The following is a 25,522-nucleotide window of genomic DNA, read 5'->3' as shown; positions in this document are numbered from 1 at the left end:
GCAACCGCCAGCGCCAAGTTGCCGGGCGAGACTCTAGCGGGTGTCGCTCGAGTGCGTCCGCTTCCAGCCTGAAGCGGTCAGCCATTCCGCCACATCGAAAGGCGGCTTTTGGCCGACCTCTGCCCTTGGTCGGGCCTGGCAGGAACCTGCCCCCACGGCCCCAGCTTGCTGGTTACCAATCCAGTTCGCAATTTGCAAACGATTGGCCAGCAAAGGCTGGCGCCAGAGGTGACCAAATCGCTTGGCGTGTGGACACTTCTACTGTCGCAACGACGCCAGTTTGGCAGGACCTACGGCTATGCCTGGAAGACATGCACCCGATGCCAGGCCAGATATGGGCGAATGTCACGGTGCTCCCGGCTTGTCAGCCGCATATGCGGCGTGACATTGAGCTGCACGAGGTCTCCGGGGCGTAGCGACGAGCTCAGCAAGATCCGGAACTCGTTGTCGAAACTGATCAGCCCCTTGTCGAAGAGGCGATCCAGGTTGGGAATCAACAGCAAGCCATTGGCGACATCAAGCCGTTCCTTCGCGGTCTCGCAGGCCGCCCACGGTTTGATGTGGCTGGCGGCTAAGACGGTCTCGACCCGGCAACCTGTGACGGAACACCCCTTCCATCGCACGAAGAGCGAAGCACGGAAGACGTCCTGACCGATTCGCGCTTGGCGCGTCGTAGCTTGCTGTGTCTCGTCAAGCGTCGCCGGCGTAGCGATGAAAGCCTGCTGAGCGGAAAGGACTTGCATTGCCCCCGCAACATCCAGCGCAGGAGAGACGGTCACGAGCGGAAGGCTCTCCGCCTTGCCAGAGGGAATAGCGGCCGGATCTGCAACTTGTAAAGTCCTGACCTCGTTGAGAAGTTGGACGACTCGGCGCACGTGCTTCCAGTTGGTGCGGCTTTCGGTCTGCGACCATGCCAACCCGTTGCGTGAGCCGCCTGCAGTGGACTTGCGGTCGTAGACGGGCGCATTGCCTCCGAAGAGTTCCACATCCGGGGTCACAGCATTACCCAAGTGAATCGCCGACTGCAGAGTAACCACATTGTTCATGCGGTTGACGACATCCCTCAGGCTTCCACGGTCAGAAAGCATTCTGATGGGGTTGATAAGTCCGCTGTAGGGCTGATTCCCCCACCGATCCCAGACAACGACCGCCCCGCCATTGCAGGAGAGAAGAACGCCGATGCATGTCTCAATGAAGAACACGGTGCCAGGCGTGCGCTTCTGCTCGGCCACGGCCTTCGAGTCGTCAAGCGAGTAGTGCGGACCTTCGATCATCCGACCCACTGCATTGGTATTGCCGCGCCAGTCGACCCACTCATTGCGCTCTTGATGGAGGAAGTAGAGCGGAATCAGAGACGCGCGACTGATTCTTGCTGTGGCAAGGAATTGCTCTTGGGCGGCTCTAGTCGGCGGAGACATGTTGGAATTGGTGTAGCAACGGGCGGAAGATATTCTACCGAACCGAGATTACCTCCCTAGCGGACCTGCCAGGCAGGCGACTGTTCCGATAGTGCCCGATCGCCCCGGCGACCCGCCGGCTGCAAGCGCTAGCTGACCCTAAAGCGGAAATTCGGCTGTAAATTATCAATGTCGCTTTGCAAAGAAGAGGGCCGGCGCAAGGAAGCGGCAAAATGGCAGATTCCCACCGGGAAGCGATCATGGCAGATGCTGAGGCGGAATTCTCGGCGTTTTCGGGTAGCATAGCGCAACGCTCTGTGTCCCCTGCGGCAGGCGTCCATGTCGAACAAAATGGGAAAAATGAGATGGCAAGAAGCTACCGCCGCCTGAACCTTTTTATGGCAAAGCCGTTAGGCGGTGGCCAAGTGTTTGCGGATCTGCTGACTGACGCACCGGTGGACACCTATCCAATGGCAAACAACTTAGGTATCGACGGGTTCCTTTATGTGAAGCAAAGCGCGGAAAAGAGGCCTAGCTGGGGTTCTGTGCTCGACGAGGTTGCGGGCCGTGTCATACCAGATCTCGCAAATCGATCAAGTTCTGCGGTGCTGCTGCTTCGCGTGGACGGCGACATCTTCGCCTTTACCTTTGGCTACGGCCGGTATCTGATCGAGCAATCGCTGTTCGTTCAGGACTTTGGCATCCGCACAGCGCTCAACACGCTCGACGAGAAATCATTGCGCAGCGTCGACTTGCATACTCTCGAAGACCAGCCTGTTCAGAAGAAGTCTCAGGCTGCGCGCGACTCGGAGGTGGGCGTCTTCGGGATCGACATCCTACGGGATGTTCTTCGCGCTGTGACGGGCGTCCCCAAGCGGGGAGTTGGCCTTAAACAGATCGCTGGTGGAGATGCGATGTTTTCCTTTGGCGCCGAAATGGAAGCCGCGGATTTCCCCGCGTTGGCCCGCCGCATCAAAGGCTACTACGCCAATGACGACTACAAGACATCCTTCTCGTGGGTGGACAACGTCCGCAAAATTAAGGACGACACCTCAATCGATGCGCTGAACGCGCTGTTGGTTCAAGCTTTTTCCGTGCGTAGCCCGGGAATCATGGTCACGCTGCCGGAGATCGGCGCATGGGACACGATCCTAGGCTTCAGCTTTACGCGAAATAAGGACGGTGTGCGCCCCGTCATCGATTCGGCCGACTACATGGACACGATTCCTGATTTGGCGCGTCTAACCATCGAGGGCTTGAAGCGCGACCGGCTTTTTGTCCACGACGTCGATGGCGAAATTACCGAACACTCGGTGTATCGCTGCATCTACTTCGAGATCGTTGACGGCGACAAAACGAAGATCATCTTCGATGGCAAGTGGTACGAGGTTGATGCGACTTTCATTGGCCGTATTGCCGAGACATTGAACTTGGTTCAGATATCCACTCTCACATTTCCGGCAGTTGAAATGTGGGATGAAGGAGGTGGATCGAAAATTGAGTCGGAGGGCGACTACAACAGTCGAGCGGCCGTGGCGCATGGATATTTCCTGCTGGACAAAAAGCTCGTCAAGACCGACCGAGCGACATCGTCTATTGAACTCTGCGACCTCCTGACCCCTGCCAAGCAGTTGGTGCACGTAAAGCATCGCAAGGGGGGATCGGCTGGACTGAGCCATCTCTTTGCTCAGGGCGGTGTGGCTGCTGAAATAATGCTCGGCGACAAAGCGTTCCGCAAGAAGGCGCGAACGGTGCTGCGCGGTGTAGATCCAGCCGCACGTGATCTTGTGCCCTTGGACAATTTCAAAAGTGCCGACTACGAGATTGTTTTCCTGATTTTGGGCGAGGGCAGTACGACGCTCAAGCAAAATTTACCGTTTTTCAGCAAGGTCAATCTGTCGAAGGCCTTTGAAAACCTCACCCAACGAGGTTTCCGGGTTTCGATCGCTGGCGCTCCGACGACACCGCGCTTGATCCCTTGAGGAAGCGTGCATAGGCGTCAATCCCAAAAAGGCTCTACGTTGCGGGTGCTTGCGCCTCTGAGCTAATGATTTGGCCTCGCTGGCGTGTTGCGACGCGTGGCCCAAATTCTCGCGAGGATCTCTGTGACGTGTTTCGGATACTCACCGCTGAAGTACTCGAAGGCTAACGGATTAGCTGTATAGAAGTGGCAGCAGAACTCCACCCAGTTCTCCGTTTTCAGTGGGCCATTGATCTTGAAGACCTTGCTTGACCTAGCCTTGATGTGCGCAGGGTTCTTTATCGTCATGTTGAAGTCGGAATCCCGCCGCTTGAAATATTCCTCCTCCGTGAAAAGCTGGATTGCTCCGTCGAAGTGCCTAAAGCAATTAGCCGAGAGGTCAAACTCGGCGTGCAGGTAGCGGGCCGGGAAGTAGTGCTGCGCCCCGACCTCGATCCGAACGTCCTCCGTCTTCATTTCCAGTGCTTGGAACGCCTTGATGCCGTCTGCCTCGCTCCAGTTGATGTCCAGGCAGTACGCGTCAGCAAACAGGAAAGAGACATGCCGGGCTTCCAGATCCAGGGGCGGGCGCAGCTTGGTAATACCGGATTTGATGTTTCGTATGTCATCGTCGAAAGGAGCGCCATACCAGGTGTCGCCCTCGAAATAGCCGAGCCCGTCGACGTCGATCCGGACCCGGTCTTCATCGAGGGCGATGTATTTCTCGATGCCCGGGCCGTCGAACTGCCAGAATAGGTCTATGAACCTTGGCGCCCAGCTGTTGACCGGGTGCATCCTGCGCCGGTAACAGGGGTGGGCCATCAAGATGAAGTCGGGCCCGGCAAAGCATCCTTCGTAATGGCGGTTGGGAGGTAATCGGCTCGCTATCTCGTTGAACGACAGCAGTCCGTCGCGCTCGGTCTTTATTGGTCCCAGCAGCGTCCTTGCAATGCCCGGCGCCTTGGCAACGATGCCGGTGGTCTGGATGTACTCGAACGACTCCGCGCTGAGGATCACGCCCTTGGATGCGGCCAGCGCTGCGAACTTCGCAATCAGGTCAGACGCTTCCGTCAGCCGCTCGCGGGACTGTTTCTCCATGTCCGCTAAATAGCGAGTCATCATCTCGTCGTATTCTTGGTCGGCCACCACGGCATTCCGAACAGTGATGCAGTTTCGCTAATATACATGCACGATCCTTGCGGTTGCGATAAGAGGCATGCGCACGACCCTCGCGTGGAAATCCGAGTAGCTACTCCTTCGCACGCTCCTGAGTTACTAGAGTGTCCGTGACTGGCCGAACTCGGCCGACTGTCCACCGACAGCCCACAGCAGTCTCTGACCGAACTCTCTCGGACATTCATCATATCAATCTCAATCGCCCGGCCGGGTTCGCTACACCTCTTTAAGCTTACGGCCTCTGCCGGAAGTCCATGGCCGCGTGAACCGCTAAGCGACCACCTGGAACGGACGTTGGAAGGCTACGGCCCGTGGCTTGCTTCAAGGCGCTCGCCGGTCGACGGCTTCCCCACATTCCCCCTAAAGTCCCCCAACCCGCCCGCCGTTAACCCCCAACCACCCCCCATTTCCCAAACAACACCCAATTCCCCTGCCTTTTCCCAAGAATGGGAACCCCCCCACGCTTCGATAATCCCTGCTGACGAATAGCGGCCTGCCGCTTCGCACGGAGCGTGGATGTCCGAAGAAAGCGACCTCGAGAAAACCGAACCCGCCTCACCCCGGCGCCTGGAAAAGGCGCGCGAGGAGGGGCAGGTGGTGCGTTCGCGCGAGCTGGCCACGTTCATCATGCTGATCGCCGGCGTGACCGGCCTGTGGACGCTGGGCGGCCATCTGGGCCGCAGCCTGAACCAGGTGATGCAGGGGGCGCTGCGCTTCGAGCCGGCAACGGCGTTCGATACCTCGCGCATGCTGTCGCGCTTCGCCCTGATGGCGTGGGACAGCCTGCTGGCCTTCTTGCCCCTGCTGCTGTTGTTCGGCGTGGCCGCGCTGGCCGCGCCGCTGATGCTGGGCGGCTGGGTGTTCTCGACCAAGTCCTTCGCGCCGCAGTTCACGCGCTTGTCGCCGCTGGCGGGGCTGGGCCGGATGTTCTCGGCGCATTCGCTGGTGGAACTGCTCAAGGCCCTGGCCAAGTCGCTGCTGGTAGGCAGCGTGGGCGCCTGGGTGCTGTGGAAGCGCCTGCCCGAGGCCATCGCGCTGATGAATGCGCCGGTGCAGGAAGCGCTGCTGCATATGGTCGACCTGGTGATGCATTGCTGCCTGGTGGTGTCGCTGTCGCTGCTGGTGGTGGCGGCCATCGACGTGCCGTGGCAGTACTGGGAATTCTTCAAGAAGCTGCGCATGACCAAGGAAGAGGTCAAGCAGGAATTCAAGGAGAGCGAGGGCGACCCCCATATCAAGAACCGCATCCGCCAGCAGCAGCGCGCCATGGCGCGCCGCCGCATGATGACCGAGGTGCCCAAGGCCGACGTGGTGGTGACCAACCCCACCCACTTTGCCGTGGCGCTGCGCTACGAGGAAGGGCGCATGGGCGCGCCGCGCGTGGTGGCCAAAGGCACCGGCGATATTGCCGCCCGCATCCGCGCACTGGCTGCCGAGCACCGCGTGCCGCTGATGTCGGCCCCGCCGCTGGCGCGCGCGCTGCACCGCCACGTGGAGCTGGGCCAGGAAATCCCCGCCGGACTCTATACCGCCGTGGCTGAAGTGCTGGCCTGGGTCTATCAACTGAAGCACTGGCACTACTCGCAGGGCCCGCAGCCGCAGGCGCCCGCGGACCTGCCGGTGCCCGATGAACTCGCCGTACCGGAAATGCGCGAATGAACGCTCTGAGCAACCTGTTCAACCTGCCCGGCCTGCGCTCCGCCGGCCAGCTCAAGGCCATGACCGGGCCGCTGCTGATCATCATGATCCTGGGGATGATGATCCTGCCGCTGCCGGCCTTTGTGCTGGACCTGCTGTTCACCTTCAATATCGCGCTGGCGATCATGGTGCTGCTGGTCAGCATGTACACGCAGAAGCCGCTGGATTTTGCGGCATTCCCGGCGGTGCTGCTGTTCACCACGCTGCTGCGGCTGTCGCTGAACGTGGCGTCCACGCGCGTGGTGCTGCTGGAAGGGCATACCGGTCCGGATGCGGCCGGCAAGGTGGTGGAGGCCTTCGGGCACTTCCTGGTGGGCGGCAACTTTGCCGTGGGGATAGTGGTGTTCGCCATCCTGGTGGTGATCAACTTCATGGTGATCACCAAGGGCGCGGGGCGTATCGCCGAAGTCGGCGCGCGCTTCATGCTGGATTCGATGCCCGGCAAGCAGATGTCGATCGACGCCGACCTGAACGCCGGCCTGATCGACGAAGCCGCCGCCAAGAAGCGCCGCGCCGAGGTGGCGCAGGAATCGGACTTCTACGGCGCCATGGACGGTGCCAGCAAGTTCGTGCGCGGCGACGCGGTGGCGGGCCTGCTGATCATGTTCATCAATATCGCCGCCGGCATGGTGGTGGGCATGGTGCAGCACGACCTGGACTTCGGCACCGCCGTGCACAACTACACGCTGCTGACCATCGGCGACGGCCTGGTGGCGCAGATCCCGGCGCTGGTGATCTCCACTGCCGCGGGCGTGATCGTGTCGCGCGTGTCGAACGAGCAGGACGTGGGCGAGCAGCTCACCGGCCAGCTCTTTGCCAACCCGCGCGTGCTGTACCTGACCGCGGGCATCATCGGCCTGATGGGCATCATCCCGGGCATGCCGCACTTTGCCTTCCTGCTGCTGGCTGGCGTGCTGGTGTGGATGGGCCGCTACGTCGCGCGCCGCGCGGCCACGCAGGCGCAGACCAGGCAGCGCGAAGAGCGCACCCCGGCGGTGGCGCAGGAATCGACCGAAGCCAGCTGGGACGATGTCACGCTGGTCGACCCGCTCGGCATGGAAGTGGGCTACCGCCTGATCACGCTGGTGGACCGCGCGCAGGACGGCGAGCTGCTGGGCCGCATCAAGAGCATCCGCAAGAAGGTGGCGCAGGAGATCGGCTTCCTGGTGCCGGTGGTGCATATCCGCGATAACCTCGAACTCAAGCCCAACGCTTACCGCATCACGCTCAAGGGCGTGGAGATCGGCCGCGGCGAAGCCATGCCGGGCCAGTGGATGGCGATCAACCCCGGCCAGGTCAGCGGCACGCTGCCGGGCGCGGCCACGCGCGATCCGGCCTTCGGCCTGCCGGCGGTGTGGATCGATGCGGGCATCAAGGAGCAGGCCCAGTCCTTTGGCTATACGGTGGTCGATGCCAGCACCGTGGTGGCCACGCACCTGAACCACCTGATCCACATGCACGCCGCCGAGCTGCTGGGCCGCCAGGAGGTGCAGGCGCTGCTGGACCGCATCGCCAAGGACTCGCCCAAGCTGACCGAAGACCTGGTGCCGAAGACCATCTCGCTGACCGCGCTGCAGAAGATCCTGCAGAACCTGCTGGACGAAGGCGTGCCCATCCGCGACATGCGCACCATCCTGGATGTGGTGGCCGAGCACGCGCCCAAGATCAGCGACCCGAACGAGCTGACCGCGATGGTGCGTGTGGCGCTGGGCCGCGCCATCACGCAGCAGCTGTTCCCGAACAATGCCGATCTGCAGGTGATCGGCCTCGATGCCGGCCTGGAGCGCGTGCTGTCGCAGGCGCTGACCAATGGCGGCGGAATCGAGCCGGGCCTGGCCGACGCGCTGCTGCAGCAGACCCAGGGCGCGGTCACGCGCCAGGAGCAGATGGGCATGGACCCTGTGCTGCTGGTGCCGTCGCAGCTGCGCCCGCTGATGGCGCGCTTCCTGCGGCGCACCATGCCGCAGCTGAGGGTGCTGTCGCATGCCGAAGTCCCGGACAACCGCAATATCCGCATCACCGCCATGATCGGCGCGTGAGGAGTCAACGATGAGCGTAGCCAAGTTTGTCGCGGCCAACGGCCGCGAAGCCATGCGCCAGGTGCGCGAAGCCATGGGTCCGGACGCCGTGGTGCTGTCCAACCGCACCGTCGAGGGCGGCGTGGAGATCGTCGCCATGCGCGATACGGATCTGGGCAGCGTGTCCGCCACCGCGCAGGTGTATGTGCCGCCCGCACCGGTGGCCGAGCCCGCCGCTATCGGCGACCTGCGCGGCGAGCTGCAATCGATGCGCGCGATGCTGGAGCGCCAGCTGGCCGGGATCAGCCCTGCCCCAAGCGCGGTTCCAAGCGCGGCAGCGCACGGTGTGGCCGCCAGCGACCCGCTGCGCGAATCCCTGTTTGAATGGATGGTCGGCGCCGGCTTCTCCGGGCAACTGGCGCGCACGCTGCTGGCGCGGCTGCCACTGGGCTACGACCGCCCCGCGGCCATGGGCTGGATCCGCACCGAACTGGCAAGCAAGCTGCCGGTGCTGGGCGATGAGGACAGCCTGTTCGCGCAAGGCGGCGTGCTGGCACTGGTGGGTCCCACCGGCGTAGGCAAGACCACCACCACGGCCAAGCTGGCGGCGCGCTTCGTGCTGCGCCACGGCGCCGACAAGCTGGCGCTGCTGACCACCGACAGCTTCCGTATCGGCGCGCACGAGCAACTGCGCATCTACGGCGACATCCTGGGCGTGCCGGTGCATGCGGTAAAGGATGCCGCCGACCTGCGCTTCGCGCTGGCGGCGATGAAGGACAAGCACCTGGTGATCATCGACACCGTCGGCATGAGCCAGCGCGACCGCAGCCTGTCGGAACAAATCGCGATGCTGGCCGGCGTGCCGGCGCCGGTGCAGCGCGTGCTGCTGCTCAATGGTGCCAGCCACGGCGATACCCTCAATGAAGTGGTGCATGCCTACCGCCATGACGCCGCGCCCGATGGCGGCGGCATCGACGGCTGCATCATCAGCAAGCTGGACGAAGCCACCCACTTGGGCTCGGTGCTGGACGTGGTGATCCGCCACCGATTGCCTGTCTTCTATGCCTCCACCGGGCAGCGCGTGCCCGAGCACCTGGAACTGGCCAACAGCACCGCACTGGTCGAGCGCGCCTTCCTGACGCCGCGCCGGGGCTCGGTGTTTGCCGATGCCGATGCCGCGCGCCGTGCCGCCGCTGGCGCGGGGGAAGAGACAACTGTGCGCGGTGGCGCCACCGACGTGCTGCGCTCGCTGACCGACAGCGCCGACGCGCTGAGCCAGTGCGTGGCGGAACTCAATGGCGCGGGCCTGGGCCTCGACCTGGCCCGCTCGCTGTGGCAACAGCGCAGCGCCGGCGCCCCGGCCCTGCGCGCGATGTCGCAGCAGGTGCGCGAAGCGGTCTGCCGCGACGTGACCCGCCAGTGCGAGCAGTACGTGCTGGCCTGCGCCGCCACGCTGCAAGTGGCCGTGCCCGGCCGCCGCACGCCGCAGCCGATGCAGCACACGCTGTGGCTCGCCGACCGCGACGGCATGCCGCTGGCCGCCACTGTGACCCCGACCGGCCGTGCCGGCCAGCCGTTGGGCGAGGCCGAGACCGATGCCGCCAGCCTGCGCGCCGCCATGAGCGCCGCGCGCAAGGTGGTCAACCTGATCGATGCCGTGCCGACCGCCGCCACGCTGGCACGCTGGCAGCAGGCCGGCGAGCGCTGGGTGGCCGGCGCGCGCAAGACCGCGCGCGTGGTCAGCGCCGGCGCCGCCTGGAAGCTCGATGCGCTGGCCGACACGCTGACCTTCCACGCCGTGGGCGAGGACACCGTGCGCGAGCGTGAAGCCGTGCGCTGGCTGGCCAGCGCCGAAGTGCGCGTGCCGGACAGCCCGGCGCGTGGCAAGGGCACGCCCGAAGGCGGCATCGATGCCTGCCTGGTGGTGGCACGCCTGGCCGACCGCGCCACCGGCGAACTGCTGGATACCCGCTACCTGCTGTGCGATCCGGCGCTGGCGCAGGACGCCGCACAGGTAGCGCGCTGGGCCCTGTGGACCGACGCAGCCGATGCGCGCCTGCGCACGCTGCGCCACGCCGTCGACCACTTCGCCCAGGACGCCGAAAACGGCCACGCCGCCGGCGCCGCGCTGGCCGCGTTGCAGCTGGGCCTGTCCGTGCTGCGCCTGGAACACGCGCCGACCGCGGCCGCGCCCGCCTTCCTCGCGCGCCTGGCTGGCCGCACCGTGCGCCAGGGCGTGCCGGTGCCGGGCACGGTGCTCAATGAAGGCATGGGCCGCATGCTGGCATTGCTCGACGTGCTGGAAAACTATCCGGGCCGCGGCAGCGCCGTGTCCGCTGAAACGATGGAGGTGCTGCAGTGAGCGCCCTCGCCATGGACCAGGCCGAGAGCCTGCGCCGGATGCTGGCGCCGCGCACGACGCGCCGCATCGCCGTGGTCGCCAGCGAACGCGGTGCCGGCGCCACCACCGTGGCGCTGGGCTTGTCGCACGCGCTGGCCATGCAGGGCGAACGCGTGCTGCTGGTCGACGAAGACGCCGCCGCGGCGCGCGCCACGCGGCTGTCCGGCGCCAGGCCCGCCGGCACCCTGGCCGATGTCAGCGCAGGCCGACTGCCGCTGGACGCTGCGGCAGGCACCGGTCCCGGTGGCGTGCTGTCGGTGCTGCCGGCTGGCCGGCCTGTGCCGGGCAGCGCCTTGCCGGCTGCTGCTGCGAGCGGTTTCCGCAGCGTGCTGGTGGATGCCTGCGTCGATGCCGACGGCGCGCTGTCGGCGCTAGCGGGCAGCGCACACAATGTGCTGATCGTGATGCGGCCTGAGCTGGCGTCGATCACCGCCGCCTATGCCTGCATCAAGCGCCTGCACCACTTGTATGCCTGGCGCCAGTTCCACCTGATCGTCAACATGGCGGCGAGCGAGGCTACGGTGCAGGCGATCCTGCGCAACCTGGCGCGCACGGCCAGCCAGTACCTGGGCGTCGAGGCGCTGTGCGCGGGCTGGCTGCCGTCGGACCCGCTGGTGGCGCGCGGCGTGCAACTGGGGCGCTGCGTGGTCGAGGCGTTTCCGGCGGCGCCGGCCACCACCGCGCTGCGCCGCACCGCCGGCAGCATCGGCGCCTGGCCGCTGCGCGCGGACACGTCCGCCCCCGCGCCCGCAGCCGCAATGGCCTGAGCCTGCCAGCCATGCCATCCAACCGAACCAGACCCTGAGCCAGCCCCCGCCGCACGTTGCGGCGGTCCAGCAATCCAGCATTCACGAGAATTGCACCATGTACACGATCCAGGGAAAGCTCGAACAGGCCGATGTGGTCAAGGCGCATGCACAGCTGGTGCGCCGCATCGCCCTGCAACTGGCCGCCAGGCTGCCTGCCAGCGTGCAGATCGACGACCTGATCCAGGCCGGCATGATCGGCCTGCTGGATGCCGCCAAGCGTTATGAAGACACCCACGGCGCGCGCTTCGAAACCTATGCCAGCCAGCGTATCCGCGGCGCCATGCTTGACGAGGTGCGCGCCAACGACTGGCAGTCGCGCAGCCTGCGCCAGTTCACCCGGCGCATCGAGCGCACGCAGCGCGGGCTGGAGCAGAAGCTCGGGCGCGCACCGGTCGACTCCGAAGTGGCCGAGGCCATGGAGATGGCGCTGGACGAATACCAGTTGCTGCTCAATGAGGTCTATGGCTGCCAGCTGCTGCACTACGAGGATTTCGAGCGCTCCGGCGAAGAAGACTTCCTGGACCGGCACCTTGGCGGCAGCGATGACGGCAACCCGCTGACCGTGCTGATGGAAAGCGGCATGCGCGAGGCGCTGGTGCGCGCCATCGAACGCCTGCCCGAGCGCGAAAAGCTGGTGCTGTCGCTGTGCTATGACCAGGAACTGAACCTGCGCGAAATCGGCGCGGTGCTCGATGTGACCGAGTCGCGCGTGTGCCAGATCCGCGGCCAGGCGATCACGCGGCTGCGCAACCAGTTGCGCGGCTTGCTGTGATGCAGGCGCTGGGCCGCGCCGCGCGCGGCGCTTGCTGGCTGCTGGCTGCCGTATCGGCCTGCGCCTGGGCCGCCATTGAGGGCGGCACCCGCCATGCCTGGACCGGATCGGTCAACGGGCCGGCACTCCACTGCCGCGGACAGCGCGCGGTGTCGCCGCCGATCCTGCCCACCGGCGTCTTGCCGCAGTCAGAAGGGGTCATCACCTCGGTGCGCTGGCGCTACAGCTTCGCCAAGACCCCACCGCTGGAACTGCAAGCCTATCTCTGCAATGCCCAGCGCTGCGTGCTGCTGCCGCAGGCGGAAGGGAAGACCGATGCGTTCTTCGGGGATGATGCCACCAAGGGCTTTGTATTTGCGTTCCGGGTGCCGGGGCAGGGGAGCCTGGTGCCGGTGCTTCAGGGGCGGAGTAATGAGGTGGTGGTGGGGTTTCGGTAGGAGTGAATGTTCCGTTCTTTCGTCACTTCTGAATAAGTGACGAAAGAACGGAACATCTGGCGATCCCCTCAACCCGCCGCCAGACTCACCCCACCCACCCCAGCCGCCGCCTTCCCATCCTTCCCATACAACCCCGCATCCCCGCCACTATGCTGGCGCAGCGCCTGGATGGCTTCACGGGTGAAGTCGAGATGGGCGTCCACAACCGCCCCGTTGAGCGCATTGGCGTCACGCGCGGTGCGGGCCGCAAAGATCAGCCCGCGCCAGGCATCGGCCACGGCCGGGTCGACCTGGCGGCCGAGCAGCTGGCCTTCGGGGCCGGCGCGCAGGCCCAGCGCGCCCATCTGGGCTTCGCGGGCCTTGAGTTGGCGGGACAGGGCCTGGCCCAGTTCAACCTTGCGCGTTAGCAGTCCGCTCAGGGACTGGAAGTCGCCCCGCTTGAGGGCGTCGCGCTCTTCGGCGAGGAGTTGGCCGAAGGCCTGGATGCCTTCGGTTTCGCGCTGCAGGGACTGGATCAGGCTCTGGTTCATTTGGGCTATCGGGGTTCAGCCTGGCCAAGCTCGCGCAGGGTCGCGAGCAGGCCGTCGGCAATCTTGCCCGGGTCGATCCTGATCCGGCCCTCGGCGATGGCCTGGCGGATCTCTTCGACCTTGGCGGTGTCGATATCGTCGTCCGCGGGCTGCGTCAGGCGGGCGCTGATGTCGCGCACCTGGGCGGCCAGCGGGCTGACGCTCAGGCCGGCGGACGGCGCCGCGGCGCTGGCCGGCGCGGCCTGGGGCCGGGCGGCGGCGGCGTCCGCAGGGGCGTCGGCGGGCCGGGACGAGGCGGTGTGGTTGATCTTCACGGGGCGTTCCTTGCTGGTTTCCTATGGCATTACGGTCGCGCCGGCGAATTCTTTAGGGCGCTCGCCCCGATTTCGCCGCGCGGCGGTTTCGGCGGCATTTTCGCATGCCGCCCGCCACGGGTTTCCAGTCTTTTGGCCACGATCAAGGCACTTTCGGGGGGTTACTGCAGCACCACGGTGTCACCGCTGCGCACCAGCCCGTTGACCACCTGGCCGCTGCGCAGGCGCACCTGCACGGTGTTGCCGGTGGCGGCGTCGGCCAGCACCTTGCCTTCGCTGGTGATCTGGAAGGCATCGCCTTCCACGGCCACGGTGACGGTCTGGCCCTGGCGCACGGCGATGGCCTTGCGCAGCAGGTCGGCGCGTATCGGTGAGCCGGCGGCAATACGGTTGGCGGTGACCGCGCCGGCAAGCTGCGCCGGGTCGGTGATCACCGCGCGCGGCAGCGTGCCCAGGTCGCCCTGGCGGACTTCGATATCGGCCTGGCCGACCGGCTCGCCCGGGCCCAGCGCGCGCGCGGCGACGTAGTAATCGGTCAGCACCGCCACGCGCGCCTGCATGTAGCGCACCCACGGCCGCTCACCGCCGCAGCGCACGCCGACGGAGACGCGGCCCCACGGCGACGTGCCGGCGGGCAGGAACGGGTCGGGCGCAAGGCAATCCGGCGCGCGCCCACCCGAAGGCGGTGCCACCTGCACGCTGACCTTGCCCGGCAGGCCGGCGGTCTGCTGCAGCAGGAAGCGTTCCACGGCAACGCGCGCGGGGTCTTCGGCAAAGGGGCTGGCAGCGGGATTGCCTGCATGAGCGGCCTGCTGCTGCCCGTGCGCGGCCGGCGCCTGCATGGCGACGGGCATGACCTGCGCGGGCGCGGCACCGGCGGCGGCCGGGCCAAGCAGGCAGGCCGCCAGCAGGGCTTGCGCCAGGCTGCGGGCGTTGCGGCGATTCTGTTTCATCTGGACTTCCCGGCAAGGACGGCACGGCATGCACGGCATGCCTGGCGCCCGGCCCCGTGACTGGCTGCGCGCCCCGTTTACATCTGTCATCGGGGTCCCATTGTAGGCAGCCCCTCGCGCGAGGGCGGGCCGAAATGCATGGATTTCCCGTCCTTATTCATCCGATTGGCGTGACAGGTCGCCGCCTAAGATGGCAACCCTGAAGAAGGTCGTTCGCTCCGTTCATGTGAGCAGGGAGATGCCAGGATGATTGACAGACTCGACGCGGCACTACGTTTCCAGCAGGAAGCGCTGAGCCTGCGCAACCAGCGGCAGTCGGTGATTGCCTCCAACATCGCGCACGCGGACACGCCCGGCTACAAGGCGCGCGATTTTGATTTCGCCAGCACGCTGGCGCAGAGCGTCGAACGCGGCCACCGCAATGAAGGCATGTCGCTGTCCACCACCTCGGTGCGCCATCTGCCCGCGCAGGCCCCGGGGCGCGAGGAATTCGACCTGGCCTACCGCATCCCGCTGCAGTCCAGCGTCGACGGCAACACCGTGGAAATGGATGCCGAGCGCGTGGCCTTCGCCGACAACGCCGTGCACTTCGAGTCCGGCCTGACGGTGATGAATTCGAAGATCAAGACCATGCTGGCCGCGATCCAGCAATAAATCGAGCAGTAAGGGAGAGAGCGCATGCCGGCAATGAACATCTTCGACGTCGCGGGCTCGGCCATGGCCGCGCAGTCGCAGCGCATGAACGTGACCGCTTCCAACCTGGCCAATGCCGACAGCGTGGTCAGCCCCGACGGCCAGGCCTATCGCGCCAAGCAGGTCGTGTTTGGCATGGCGCCCACGCCGGGGCAGACGGACATCGGCGGCGTGCAGGTGCGAGGCGTGTCGGAAGACCCGTCGCCGCCGCGCATGGTGCACAACCCCACGCACCCCATGGCCAATGCCCAGGGCTACGTGGTGATGCCCAACGTCAATCCGGTGGAAGAGATGGTCAACATGATCTCGGCCTCGCGCTCCTACCAGGCCAATGTGGAAGTGCTCAACACCGCCAAGAACATGATGCTCAAGACGCTGACGATCGGCCAGTGACAAGCCCCGGCCTGTATCGGCAACGCCTCCACCAGCACGCAGACAACGAACCGACATGACAACCACCTCCGCGGTAGGCAGCAACACCCAGGGCATCAACGACGCCCTCAAGAGCGGCAGCGCCAGCGCGTCCGAGCTGCAGAACAACTTCCTGACCATGCTCGTCACGCAGATGAACAACCAGGACCCGCTCAATCCGATGGACAACGCGCAGCTGACCTCGCAGCTGGCGCAGATCAGCACGGTCAGCGGCATGCAGACCATGAACGCCACGCTGTCGCAGTTGCTGTCGCAGGTCAGCGCCAGCCGCGCCATGGACTCCGCGGCGCTGATCGGCCATACCGTGATGGTGCCGGGCAAGCAGGTGTCGGTGGCAGGCGGCGTGCCGGGCAAGTTCGGCCTGGACCTGCCGTCGACCGCGGATGCGGTCACCGTCGACGTGCTCGACAAGGACGGCAACGTGGTGCGCACCATCGACATGAAGGGGCAGACCGCGGGCGTGCACAACGTCGCATGGGACGGCAAGAACAACGCCGGCGCGGCCGTGGCCGACGGCGACTACACCTTCAAGGTGACCGCCACCGCCAACGGCACCTCGGTGCAGCCGGTGGCGCTGGTCTACGGCAAGGTCCAGAGCATCAGCGGCGACGCCAGCGGCGTGCTGGTGGACCTGGGCGACGGACAGACCGCGAACGTCGACGACGTGCGCCGCATTCTCTAGTACGCAGGTGCCGGCAGCGCACAGGCGCCGGCCGGCTTCAACGACAGCCTAGTCAAAAGGAAGCAATCATGGGTTTCGGTCAAGGGGTAAGCGGCCTGAACGCCGCCGCGTCCAATCTGGACGTGATTGGCAACAACATCGCCAATGCCAACACGGTTGGCTACAAGCAATCGGCAGCGCAGTTTGCCGACATCTACGCGGGCACCAAGATCGGCCTGGGCGTGCGCGTGAACTCCGTGGTCCAGTCGTTCAACCAGGGCAATATCGAGGCCTCCGGCCGCTCGCTGGATGTGGCCATCACTAACGGCAATGGTTTTTTCCGCCTGACCAGCCCGGAAGGCGCGGTCTACTACTCGCGCAATGGCCAGTTCCAGCGCCAGGAAGACGGCCGCATCACCAATATGCAGGGCCTGCAAGTGACCGGCTATCCGGCAGGCGTGGCTGGCGGCGCAGGCGTGCAGCCGCAGCCGCTGGTCATCAGCAACGCCCAGATGGAGCCCCGCGCCACCAGCAGCATCACCGCCAAGTTCCAGCTGGATTCGCGCGCTACTGTGCCGACGCAGGCCTTCGCCAGTGCGGCCGGCTCGCCGCCGACCAGCAATATGTTCAACTACAGCACGGCGATCAACGTCTATGACTCGCTGGGCAACAAGCAGCAGCTGATGGCGTACTTCGCCAAGTCGGCAGGCGCCCCGACCGTCGCTGGTGGCACCGACTGGCGGATGTACGTGACCGACGTCAACGGCAACGCGGTCGGCGGCGCACCGGTCACGCTCGCGTTCGACAACGCGGGCGCTCTGCAGTCGCCCGCGGCCGGCGCTGTCACCCTGACCCAGCCGGCCGTCAACGGCGCGCAGGCCATGGCGATGAAGCTGGACCTGACCGGCACCACCCAGTTCGGCGCCGACAACGACGTCAAGCAGCTCAGCCAGAACGGCTACACCTCGGGCAGCCTGCTGGGCTTCTCGGTCAATGGCGACGGCACCATCACCGGCAACTATTCCAACGAGCAGACCAAGCCGCTCGGCCAGATCGTGATGGCCGCATTCGGCAACGTCGAAGGCCTGAAGCCGGAAGGCGACAACGTGTGGTCGGCCACCGGTGCCTCCGGCCAGGCGCTGGTCGGCGCGGCCGGCGGCAGCATGGGCACGCTGCGCTCCAATGCGGTGGAAGCTTCCAACGTGGACCTGTCCGGCCAGCTGGTCAACCTGATCGTTGCGCAGCGCAACTACCAGGCCAATGCGCAGACCATCAAGGCGCAGGACACGGTCATGCAGACCCTGGTCAACCTGTGACCGCCACGCTGAGCTGAGCTGCCGCCATGGACCGCATGATCTACACCGCCCTGTCGGGCGCCAAGCAGATACTCGACCAGCAAGCGGCGGTATCGAACAACCTCGCCAACGTCTCCACGCCGGCCTTCCGCGCGCAGGTCAACCTGTACCGCGCGGTGCCGGTGGTGGGGCCGGAGGCGGGCACGCGCGCCTTTGCGCTGGCCTCGACCCCCGGCGCCGACATGCGCGCCGGTCCGCTGACCTACACCGGCCGCACGCTCGATGTGGCGCTGCAGGGCAATGGCTGGCTGGTGGTGCAGGCACCGGATGGCAGCGAAGCCTATACCCGCGCCGGCGCGCTGCAGGTGGCGCAGGACGGCCAGGTGCAGACCATCTCCGGCCTGCCGGTGATGGGCGACGGCGGTCCGCTGGCGGTGCCGCCGGGCTCTCAGGTAACCATCGGCACCGACGGCACCATCACCGCGCGCGGCCCCGGCGAAGCCTCTGCCGGCCTGGCGCAGGTGGGCCGGCTGCGCGTGGTCAACCCGCCCAACGACGCCATCGCGCGCGGCGATGACGGCCTGTTCCGCCTGCGCCCCGGCGCGCAGCCGCTGGAGGCCGATCCCACCGTGCGCGTGATCTCGGGCGCGCTGGAAGGCAGCAACGTCAACCCGACCGAAGCCATGGTCGAGATGATCGCCAATGCCCGCCGCTTCGAGATGCAGATGAAGATGATCCAGGGCGCCGACGGCAACGAGCAGCGCGCCAACCAGCTGCTCTCGACCAACTGACCTGAATGACTGACCGGCACGGCGCGCCGTGCCAGCACCAACGCAAGGACCACCATGATCCGCTCTCTCTGGATTGCCAAGACCGGCCTCGATGCGCAGCAGACGCAGATGGACGTGATCTCGAACAACCTGGCCAACGTGTCGACCAACGGCTTCAAGCGCGGCCGCGCGGTGTTCGAGGAACTGATGTACCAGACCATCCGCCAGCCCGGCGCGCTGTCATCGGACCAGACCACGCTGCCTTCCGGCATGCAGCTGGGCACCGGCGTGCGCCCCGTGGCTACCGAGCGCATCCACACCCAGGGCAACCCGCAGCAGACCGGCAATGCCAAGGACGTGGCCATCCTGGGCCAGGGCTTCTTCCAGGTGGCGCTGCCCGACGGCACCACCGCCTACACCCGCGACGGCTCGTTCCAGGTGGACCAGAACGGCCAGCTGGTGACCTCCAGCGGCTTCGTGATCCAGCCTGCCATCACCATCCCGGCCAACACGCTGTCGATGACCATTGCGCGCGACGGCACCGTGTCGGTGACGCAGCCGGGCTCCAGCGCCAACGTGCAGGTGGGGCAGCTGCAGCTGGCCACCTTCATGAACCCGGCCGGCCTGGAAAGCATGGGCGAGAACCTGTACGTGCAGACCGATGCCTCGGGCGCGCCCAACACCACCGTACCGGGCCTGAACGGCGCTGGCGTGGTGCAGCAGAACTACGTGGAAGCCTCCAACGTGAACGTGGTGGAAGAGCTGGTCAGCATGATCCAGACGCAGCGCGCGTATGAGATCAACAGCAAGGCCGTGCAGGCATCCGACCAGATGCTGCAGCGCCTGTCGCAACTGGGTTGACTGGTGTGAACATGGCCACCTTGCTTTCCCGCCTGGGCGCGCATGCGCTGGTTTGCCTGGCCGGCGTGGCAATGCTGGCCAGCGGCGGCTGCGCGCTGATGCCGCGCGAGCCGCTGGTGCAACTGCCCACCACCGCGCGCGCAGAGCCGCGGCCGATGGGGCCGGCCACCGGTTCGATCTTCGCGTCCTCGTATGCTGGCAACCCGCTGTTCGAGGATCGCCGTCCGCGCAATGTCGGCGACATCCTGACGATCGTCATCACCGAGAACGTCAACGCCAGCAAGAACTCGGGCACCAACGCCAGCCGCAACGGCAACACGTCGCTGGCATTCGACGCCGTGCCCAAGGCGCTGGCCGGGCTGTTCAGCAGCAGCTCGAACGCCAGCATCAATGGCGCCAACACGCTCAAGGCCAGCGGCGGCGCCAGCGCGGCCAACACCTTCAACGGCACCATCACCGTCACCGTGCTTGAGGTGCTGGCCAACGGCAACCTGGTGGTCTCCGGCGAAAAGCAGATGGCCATCAACCAGGGTGCCGAGTTCATCCGTTTCTCCGGCGTGGTCAACCCGCGCACGATCACCGGCGACAACGCCGTGCCCTCAACCCAGGTGGCCGATGCGCGCATCGAATACACCGCCAAGGGCGTGATCGACGAAGCGCAGAACATGGGCTGGCTGCAGCGCTTCTTCCTCAATGTTTCTCCGTTCTGACCGCGCCATGTCTGCTCCGATGCTCGCCCGTTTCCTGTCCCGCCTGCTGCGCCTGAGCGTGATCAGCCTGGCGCTGGGCGTGGCCTTTGGCGCCTTTGCCAGCGTCGCCAAGGCCGAGCGCCTGAAGAACCTGGCCACGTTCCAGGGCGTGCGCGAGAACCCGCTGGTGGGCTACGGCCTGGTGGTCGGCCTGGACAACACCGGCGACCAGACCATGCAGACGCCGTTCACCACGCAGAGCCTGACCAACATGCTCTCGCAGCTGGGGATCACGCTGCCGGCCGGCAAGAACATGCAGCTCAAGAACGTGGCGGCGGTGATGGTGACCGCCTCGCTGCCCGCGTTCGCGCAGCCCGGCAGCCAGCTGGACATCGTGGTGTCGTCGATGGGCAATGCCAAGAGCCTGCGTGGCGGCACGCTGCTGATGACCCCGCTCAAGGGCGCCGACGGCCAGGTCTATGCCATCGCCCAGGGCAATATGCTGGTGGGCGGCGCGGGCGCGTCAGCCAACGGCAGCAAGGTGCAGATCAATCAGCTGGCGGTGGGGCGCATCGCCAACGGCGCGATCGTCGAGCGCGCGGTGGCGCCGTTCCAGCCGGATGGCGGCGTACTCAACCTGGAACTGAAGGACACCGATTTCGGCACCGCCGAGCGCGTGGTGGAGGCCATCAACCGCTCCATGGGCGGCGGCGTTGCCGCGGCGCTGGATGGCCGCGTGGTGCAGGTGCGTGCGCCGGCCTCGGCGGCTGCGCGCGTGGGCTTCCTGGCCCGCATCGAGAATATCGACGTGACCCCGGCCAAGGCCGCGGCCAAGGTGATCCTGAACGCCCGCACCGGTTCCATCGTGATGAACCAGGCCGTGACCGTGGAAGACTGCGCGGTGGCGCATGGCAACCTGTCGGTGGTGATCAACACGCAACCGGTGATCAGCCAGCCCGCGCCGTTCAGCGGCGGCCAGACAGTGGTGGCGCCGGTGTCGCAGATCGACATGAAGCAGCAGGGCGGCTCGCTGCAGATCGTCAAGGCGGGTGCCTCGCTGGCCGCCGTGGTCAAGGGGCTGAACGCTCTGGGTGCGACTCCGGCCGACCTGCAGACCATCCTGGAGGCCATGCGCGCGGCCGGGGCGCTGCGTGCCGAGCTGGAAGTCATCTGACCATGAACACGGCACGACCCCCGCAGGCGGCGGAGCTGACGCAGCGCTTCGCGCTGGACACGCAGGGCTTCGAGGCGCTCAAGCACAGCGCGCGCGGCGGCGCCGACGCCAATACGCTGCAGGCAGTCGCCAAGCAGTTCGAGGCGGTGTTCACGCAGATGGTGCTCAAGAGCATGCGCGATGCCACGCCGCAGGATGGCCTGTTCGACAATGAGCAGAGCAAGCTCTATATGTCGATGATGGACCAGCAGCTGGCGCAGCAGATGTCGTCGCGCGGCATTGGCCTGGCCGATGTGATGGTGCGCCAGCTGGCGCGCGCCACCGGCACGCCGATGCCGGCCGGCATGAATGCCATGAGCCCGGCCGAATCAGGCAAGGCCGCGGATGCCGAGATGGCAAGGCTGCTTGACAGCCGCGGCGCGGGTGCCATGCCTGCCGACGCCGGCGAGCTGGCCGACCTGCCTGCCATCGGCACCATCGTGCCGGGGCAGAACTGGAATCCCACCGCAGGGCTGCGCCAGTATCAGCCGCAATCCTATGCGGATCGCGGCCAGGGTGACGACCGGCTTGGCAGGCTGCCGGACGACGCGCCGGCCCACGTCAGCGCCTTTGTCGCCCGCATGGCCGGACCCGCGGAAGCCGCCGCGCGCGCCAGCGGCGTGCCGGCGCGGCTGATCGTAGGGCAGGCCGCGCTGGAATCAGGCTGGGGCCAGCGCGAGATCACGCACGCCGACGGCTCCACCACCTTCAACGTCTTCGGCATCAAGGCCGGCGCCAGCTGGAAGGGGCGCGTGGCCGAGATCACCACCACGGAGTATGTCGACGGGCAGCCGCAGAAGGTGCGGGCGAAGTTCCGTGCCTATGGCTCGTATGACGAGGCCTGTGCCGACTATGCCCGCCTGCTGACCAACAACCCGCGCTATGCGGGCGTGGTCAGCGCGGCGTCCGCTGAAGAGGCGGCGCATGGCCTGCAGCGCGCGGGCTATGCCACCGATCCGGCGTACGGGCACAAGCTGGTGAAGATCATGAAGAAGGTGGCGGCCTGAGGGCAGGGGTGTTGCACTGGCGCCGGCCGTAGCTGACACCGTATGAACGCGGCTCCTCTCTCCCGCACGCGGGAGAGGGGAGCAAACCAGCCGGGATCTGGAAAGCGCCACTTCCACACCTAAAGTCCCGCCCCAACCAGCCGATAACTTCCACATCCACCACCGCCGGCCCTTGCCGCGGCAGTCCCATCAATCCGGGGTCAGAGCACAATGTCTCTCTTCAGTATTGGTCTTTCCGGCCTGAACACCGCGCAGAACGCGCTGACGACGACCGGCCACAACTTTGCCAATTCGGCGACCGAAGGCTATTCGCGCCAGAACACCATCGTGGCCTCGGCCGGCGGTCAGTACACCAGCCAGGGTTTCTATGGCTTCGGCTCCAACACCACCACGGTGATCCGCGTCTATGACGAGTTCCTGACCGGCCAGCTGCGCGGCGCCACCTCGGCCAGCGCATCGCTGGCGGCGTACTCGGACCAGATCGCCCAGATCGACAACCTGCTCGCCGACCAGAAGGGCGGCCTGGCGCCGCTGATGCAGAAGTTCTTCGCGGCGGTGCAGGCCGTGGCCGACACACCGGCCGATCCGGCAGCGCGCCAGGGAATGCTGTCGGCGGGACAGGCGCTGGTGGGGCAGGTGCGCTCGGCCAGCAACTACTTCAAGCAGCTGCAATCGGGCGTCAACGAGCAGGTCGGCACCGCCGTCACGCAGGTCAACGCATATACCAAGCAGATTGCCAACCTGAACCAGGAAATCACCCGCCTGAAGGCTGCCTCCGGCGGCCAGCCGCCCAACGACCTGCTCGACCAGCGCGACCAGGCCGTGGCCGAGCTGACCAAGCTGGTCGGCGCCAAGGTGGTGGTGCAGGACAGCGGCACCTACAACGTCTTCGTCGGCAACGGCCAGCCGCTGGTGATGGGCAATGATGCGTACGAGCTGAAGGCGGTTGCCTCGGCGGCCGATCCCAACCGCACCGTGGTGGCCTACACCCTGCCCAACGGCAACGTGTTCGAGAGCGAGCCGGGCGCGATCACCGGCGGTTCGCTGGGCGGCCTGCTGCAGTTCCGCACCGAATCCCTGGACGCGGCGCAGAGTGCCATTGGCCGGCTGTCGCTGGCGATCGGCCAGAGCTTCAATGCGCAGCACAAGCTGGGCATCGACCTGAACGGCGCCATTGGCACCGACATGTTTGAACTGGGTAGCGCGACCTCGATCCCCAACGCCAACAACACCGTGAAGACCACGGTGGCAACGGCCAGGATCGACAATGCCTCGGCCCTGACCACCAGCGACTACAAGCTGCAGTTCGACGGTACCAACTACACGCTGACGCGCCTCTCCGACAACCAGCAGGTGGTCACGCCGGTGCCCGCCGGCGGCGCCAGCTACCCGCTGCAGTTCAGCGCCGACGGCTTTACCGTCGAGATCAACGCGGCGATGGGCACCAACGATTCGTTCACGATCCAGCCCACGCGCAATGCCGCCACCGGCTTCGACATGGCGATCAGCGACCCGGCCAGGATCGCCGCGGCATCGCCGGCTCGCGCCGACGCGGCGGCATCGAACAAGGGCAACGGAACGGCCAGCCTGGGCAAGGTCGCGCCCGGCTATTCACTGCTGTCCGGCACGATCACCGCCAGGTTCGACGGAGCCAACTATGTCTTCAGCGATGCCAACGGACCACTCGCGACCCAGCCAACGCCCGTGCCCAACGGCAGCAATACCGACTACACCCTCAACGGCCTGACCTTCAGCTTCGGCGGCACGCCCGCGACGGGCGACACCTTCACGCTGAGCAGCAACGCCGGCGCGGTCAAGGACAACGGCAACATGCTGGCGCTTGCCAAGCTGCAGAACGCCAAGACCATCGGCGGCGTGTCCAGCTTCAGCGAGGGCTATGCCCAGCTGGTCAACGACGTCGGCACGCGTGCCAAGTCGGTCAAGATCGCCTCTGCCTCGCAGGACAGCATCACCACCCAGATCAAGACCGCGCAGCAATCGGTGTCCGGCGTCAACATGGACGAGGAGACCGTGTCGATGCTGCGCTTCCAGCAGCTGTACCAGGCCAACGCCCGGGTGATCCAGACGGCCGGCACGCTGTTCGACACCATCATCGGCATCGGCAGGTAAGCGGCGGCACCCACCAGCGTCAGCAGAGTCAGAAGAGGTAACCAATATGCGCGTTGCAAGCTCCACCCTGTACCAGCAAGGCCTGGCTTCGATGAACTACCAGCAGGGCTCGCTGCTGCATATCCAGCAGCAGCTCGGCACCGGCCGCAGCATCCTGACGCCGTCCGACGACCCCGTCGGCGCCACCCGCGCGCTGGGCGTGAGCCAGGCCCAGGCCGTCAACGGCCAGTACGCTACCTCACGCAAGCAGGCCAATATCGCGCTGGCCGCGGAAGAGAACGCGCTGCAGTCGGTGACCACCGTCACGCAGAACATCCAGACGCTGCTGGTGCAGGCCGGCAACGGCACCATGAGCGATGCCGACCGCGGCTCGCTGGCCACGGCGCTGGAAGGCCTGTACAACCAGCTGGTGGGTCTGGCCAACTCCGACGACGGCAACGGCCAGTACCTGTTCGGCGGCACCCGCTCCGGCAGCGCGCCGTTCACGCAGAGCAAAGGTCCGGGCACCTATATCGGCGACAACGGCCAGCAACTGCTGCAGGTCGATGTGGCGCGCCAGATGCCCGCCGGCAACACCGGGCGCGAAGTGTTCATGAGCGTGACCGGCGGCGCCGGCTATGTGGTCAAGGGCAATGCCAACAACACCGGCAGCGCCACGTTCGGCACGGTGTCGACCACGAACCCGAGCGATCCCGACTACGGGCTCTCGATGGAGGTCAAGTTTGCGACCAATGCCAGCGGCCAGATGGAGTACACCATCACCAACCTGTCGGCAGGCACGACCCCCGCGCCGGTCGTGAAGGGGCCCGTAGCCTACACGTCGCCAGCCCATATCGACGTCGCCGGCGTCAGCTTCAACGTGACCGGCGATCCCAAGGACGGCGACACCATGACCATGGCTCCCGCCAGCGAGGCCGGCACCGACATGTTCGCCAACCTGCAGACCGTGATCGACACGCTGCGCCAGCCCACGCCCGACAGCAGCGATCGGGCCCATCTCGGCAACGTCATCTCCACCGCCACGCGCCAGTTCTCCAACTCGCTCGACAACGTGCTGACCGTGCGGGCATCGGTGGGTTCGCGCATGAATGAACTGGATGCGCTGGACGACGTGGGATCCAATCGTGACCTGACGTATGCGCAGACGCTGTCGGGGCTGCAGGATCTGGATTACGCGAAGGCGATTACCGAGTACTACCAGCGGCAGACGGCGCTGCAGGGGGCGCAGCAGTCGTTCATGCAGATACAGGGGATGAATTTGTTTAAGTATCTGTAAGGCGGGTGGGGCGCGGCGCTGATGTGCCTC

At 66.1% G+C, this 25,522-nt stretch carries 23 protein-coding genes; 18 read left to right on the top strand and 5 right to left on the bottom strand.

What is annotated here, in order from left to right; all coding sequences use genetic code 11:
• Positions 1-296: 296 nt before the first annotated feature.
• Positions 297-1,418 (bottom strand): HNH endonuclease, encoded by a 1,122-nt coding sequence (locus AC3WVS_RS07950; RefSeq protein WP_492318134.1) that lies wholly within the window; start codon positions 1,416-1,418, stop codon positions 297-299.
• 212 nt (positions 1,419-1,630) lie between these two features.
• Here AC3WVS_RS07950 and AC3WVS_RS07945 point away from each other — a divergent pair, with 212 nt between their 5' ends.
• On the top strand, positions 1,631-3,379 hold the full coding sequence (locus AC3WVS_RS07945) for a TIGR04141 family sporadically distributed protein (protein WP_492318133.1): 1,749 nt from the start codon (positions 1,631-1,633) through the stop codon (positions 3,377-3,379).
• A 62-nt stretch (positions 3,380-3,441) separates the two neighbouring features.
• Here the strand turns inward: AC3WVS_RS07945 and AC3WVS_RS07940 are convergent, their stop codons facing one another.
• Positions 3,442-4,503, bottom strand: a complete 1,062-nt coding sequence (locus AC3WVS_RS07940; RefSeq protein ID WP_492318132.1) for a hypothetical protein — start codon at positions 4,501-4,503, stop codon at positions 3,442-3,444.
• A 546-nt stretch (positions 4,504-5,049) separates the two neighbouring features.
• On the opposite strand from AC3WVS_RS07940, the gene flhB reads away from it, so the two are divergent.
• The 6 genes from flhB to AC3WVS_RS07910 all read left to right on the top strand — a co-directional run bounded on the left by flhB (position 5,050) and on the right by AC3WVS_RS07910 (position 12,668).
• Entirely contained in the window at positions 5,050-6,192 is a 1,143-nt protein-coding gene (gene flhB, locus AC3WVS_RS07935; protein ID WP_492318131.1) for a flagellar biosynthesis protein FlhB, read from the top strand.
• The gene (flhA, locus tag AC3WVS_RS07930; protein ID WP_492318130.1) at positions 6,189-8,270 is read left to right on the top strand and encodes a flagellar biosynthesis protein FlhA; all 2,082 of its coding nucleotides are present in this window, start codon (positions 6,189-6,191) and stop codon (positions 8,268-8,270) included. Before flhB ends, flhA begins: the two co-directional genes overlap by 4 nt.
• Before the next feature lie 10 nt (positions 8,271-8,280).
• Complete coding sequence (flhF, locus tag AC3WVS_RS07925) at positions 8,281-10,611, top strand: flagellar biosynthesis GTPase FlhF (RefSeq protein ID WP_492318129.1); 2,331 nt, start codon at positions 8,281-8,283, stop codon at positions 10,609-10,611.
• Positions 10,612-10,622: 11 nt separating this feature from the next.
• Positions 10,623-11,417, top strand: a complete 795-nt coding sequence (locus AC3WVS_RS07920) for a MinD/ParA family ATP-binding protein (RefSeq protein ID WP_492318217.1) — start codon at positions 10,623-10,625, stop codon at positions 11,415-11,417.
• A gap of 97 nt (positions 11,418-11,514) precedes the next feature.
• Positions 11,515-12,231, top strand: a complete 717-nt coding sequence (locus tag AC3WVS_RS07915; RefSeq protein ID WP_492318128.1) for an RNA polymerase sigma factor FliA — start codon at positions 11,515-11,517, stop codon at positions 12,229-12,231.
• Positions 12,231-12,668, top strand: coding sequence for a flagellar protein FlhE (locus AC3WVS_RS07910; RefSeq protein ID WP_492318127.1), 438 nt, complete (start codon positions 12,231-12,233; stop codon positions 12,666-12,668). The genes AC3WVS_RS07915 and AC3WVS_RS07910 overlap by 1 nt, the downstream gene beginning before the upstream one ends.
• Positions 12,669-12,736: 68 nt before the next feature.
• Here the strand turns inward: AC3WVS_RS07910 and AC3WVS_RS07905 are convergent, their stop codons facing one another.
• The 3 genes from AC3WVS_RS07905 to flgA all read right to left on the bottom strand — a co-directional run bounded on the left by AC3WVS_RS07905 (position 12,737) and on the right by flgA (position 14,465).
• Positions 12,737-13,198, bottom strand: a complete 462-nt coding sequence (locus tag AC3WVS_RS07905; protein WP_492318126.1) for a flagellar protein FlgN — start codon at positions 13,196-13,198, stop codon at positions 12,737-12,739.
• A gap of 5 nt (positions 13,199-13,203) precedes the next feature.
• The gene (flgM, locus tag AC3WVS_RS07900; RefSeq protein WP_492318125.1) at positions 13,204-13,512 is read right to left on the bottom strand and encodes a flagellar biosynthesis anti-sigma factor FlgM; all 309 of its coding nucleotides are present in this window, start codon (positions 13,510-13,512) and stop codon (positions 13,204-13,206) included.
• Between the two features lie 161 nt (positions 13,513-13,673).
• Positions 13,674-14,465 carry a flagellar basal body P-ring formation chaperone FlgA gene (flgA, locus tag AC3WVS_RS07895; protein WP_492318124.1) on the bottom strand — a complete coding sequence of 264 codons (792 nt, stop codon included), beginning with the start codon at positions 14,463-14,465 and terminating at the stop codon, positions 13,674-13,676.
• Between the two features lie 246 nt (positions 14,466-14,711).
• Here flgA and flgB point away from each other — a divergent pair, with 246 nt between their 5' ends.
• From flgB to flgL, 11 genes are all read left to right on the top strand, one after another.
• Entirely contained in the window at positions 14,712-15,119 is a 408-nt protein-coding gene (gene flgB, locus AC3WVS_RS07890; protein WP_492318123.1) for a flagellar basal body rod protein FlgB, read from the top strand.
• A gap of 24 nt (positions 15,120-15,143) precedes the next feature.
• Complete coding sequence (gene flgC, locus AC3WVS_RS07885) at positions 15,144-15,551, top strand: flagellar basal body rod protein FlgC (protein ID WP_010812667.1); 408 nt, start codon at positions 15,144-15,146, stop codon at positions 15,549-15,551.
• A gap of 55 nt (positions 15,552-15,606) precedes the next feature.
• Positions 15,607-16,272: a flagellar hook assembly protein FlgD gene (gene flgD, locus AC3WVS_RS07880; protein ID WP_010812666.1), complete on the top strand. Its 666-nt coding sequence runs from the start codon at positions 15,607-15,609 to the stop codon at positions 16,270-16,272.
• Positions 16,273-16,340: 68 nt separating this feature from the next.
• Positions 16,341-17,567: a flagellar hook protein FlgE gene (gene flgE, locus AC3WVS_RS07875; protein WP_492318122.1), complete on the top strand. Its 1,227-nt coding sequence runs from the start codon at positions 16,341-16,343 to the stop codon at positions 17,565-17,567.
• Between the two features lie 26 nt (positions 17,568-17,593).
• Complete coding sequence (locus AC3WVS_RS07870; protein WP_492318121.1) at positions 17,594-18,337, top strand: flagellar basal body rod protein FlgF; 744 nt, start codon at positions 17,594-17,596, stop codon at positions 18,335-18,337.
• Positions 18,338-18,391: 54 nt separating this feature from the next.
• Positions 18,392-19,177: a flagellar basal-body rod protein FlgG gene (gene flgG, locus AC3WVS_RS07865; protein WP_010812663.1), complete on the top strand. Its 786-nt coding sequence runs from the start codon at positions 18,392-18,394 to the stop codon at positions 19,175-19,177.
• A gap of 11 nt (positions 19,178-19,188) precedes the next feature.
• Positions 19,189-19,887: a flagellar basal body L-ring protein FlgH gene (gene flgH, locus AC3WVS_RS07860; RefSeq protein WP_492318120.1), complete on the top strand. Its 699-nt coding sequence runs from the start codon at positions 19,189-19,191 to the stop codon at positions 19,885-19,887.
• A complete protein-coding gene (locus tag AC3WVS_RS07855; protein WP_410054210.1) occupies positions 19,871-21,040 on the top strand; it encodes a flagellar basal body P-ring protein FlgI in 1,170 nt (389 codons plus the stop codon). Before flgH ends, AC3WVS_RS07855 begins: the two co-directional genes overlap by 17 nt.
• A 2-nt stretch (positions 21,041-21,042) precedes the next feature.
• On the top strand, positions 21,043-22,086 hold the full coding sequence (gene flgJ / locus AC3WVS_RS07850; RefSeq protein ID WP_492318119.1) for a flagellar assembly peptidoglycan hydrolase FlgJ: 1,044 nt from the start codon (positions 21,043-21,045) through the stop codon (positions 22,084-22,086).
• A gap of 210 nt (positions 22,087-22,296) precedes the next feature.
• Positions 22,297-24,216, top strand: a complete 1,920-nt coding sequence (gene flgK / locus AC3WVS_RS07845) for a flagellar hook-associated protein FlgK (protein ID WP_492318118.1) — start codon at positions 22,297-22,299, stop codon at positions 24,214-24,216.
• Between the two features lie 46 nt (positions 24,217-24,262).
• On the top strand, positions 24,263-25,492 hold the full coding sequence (flgL, locus tag AC3WVS_RS07840) for a flagellar hook-associated protein FlgL (protein WP_492318117.1): 1,230 nt from the start codon (positions 24,263-24,265) through the stop codon (positions 25,490-25,492).
• The last annotated feature ends 30 nt before the right edge of the window (positions 25,493-25,522 follow it).

The sequence above is a fragment of the Cupriavidus sp. CPT47-8839-RL05A genome (assembly GCF_058792255.1).
This window is presented reverse-complemented; position numbering and strand designations above follow the sequence as displayed.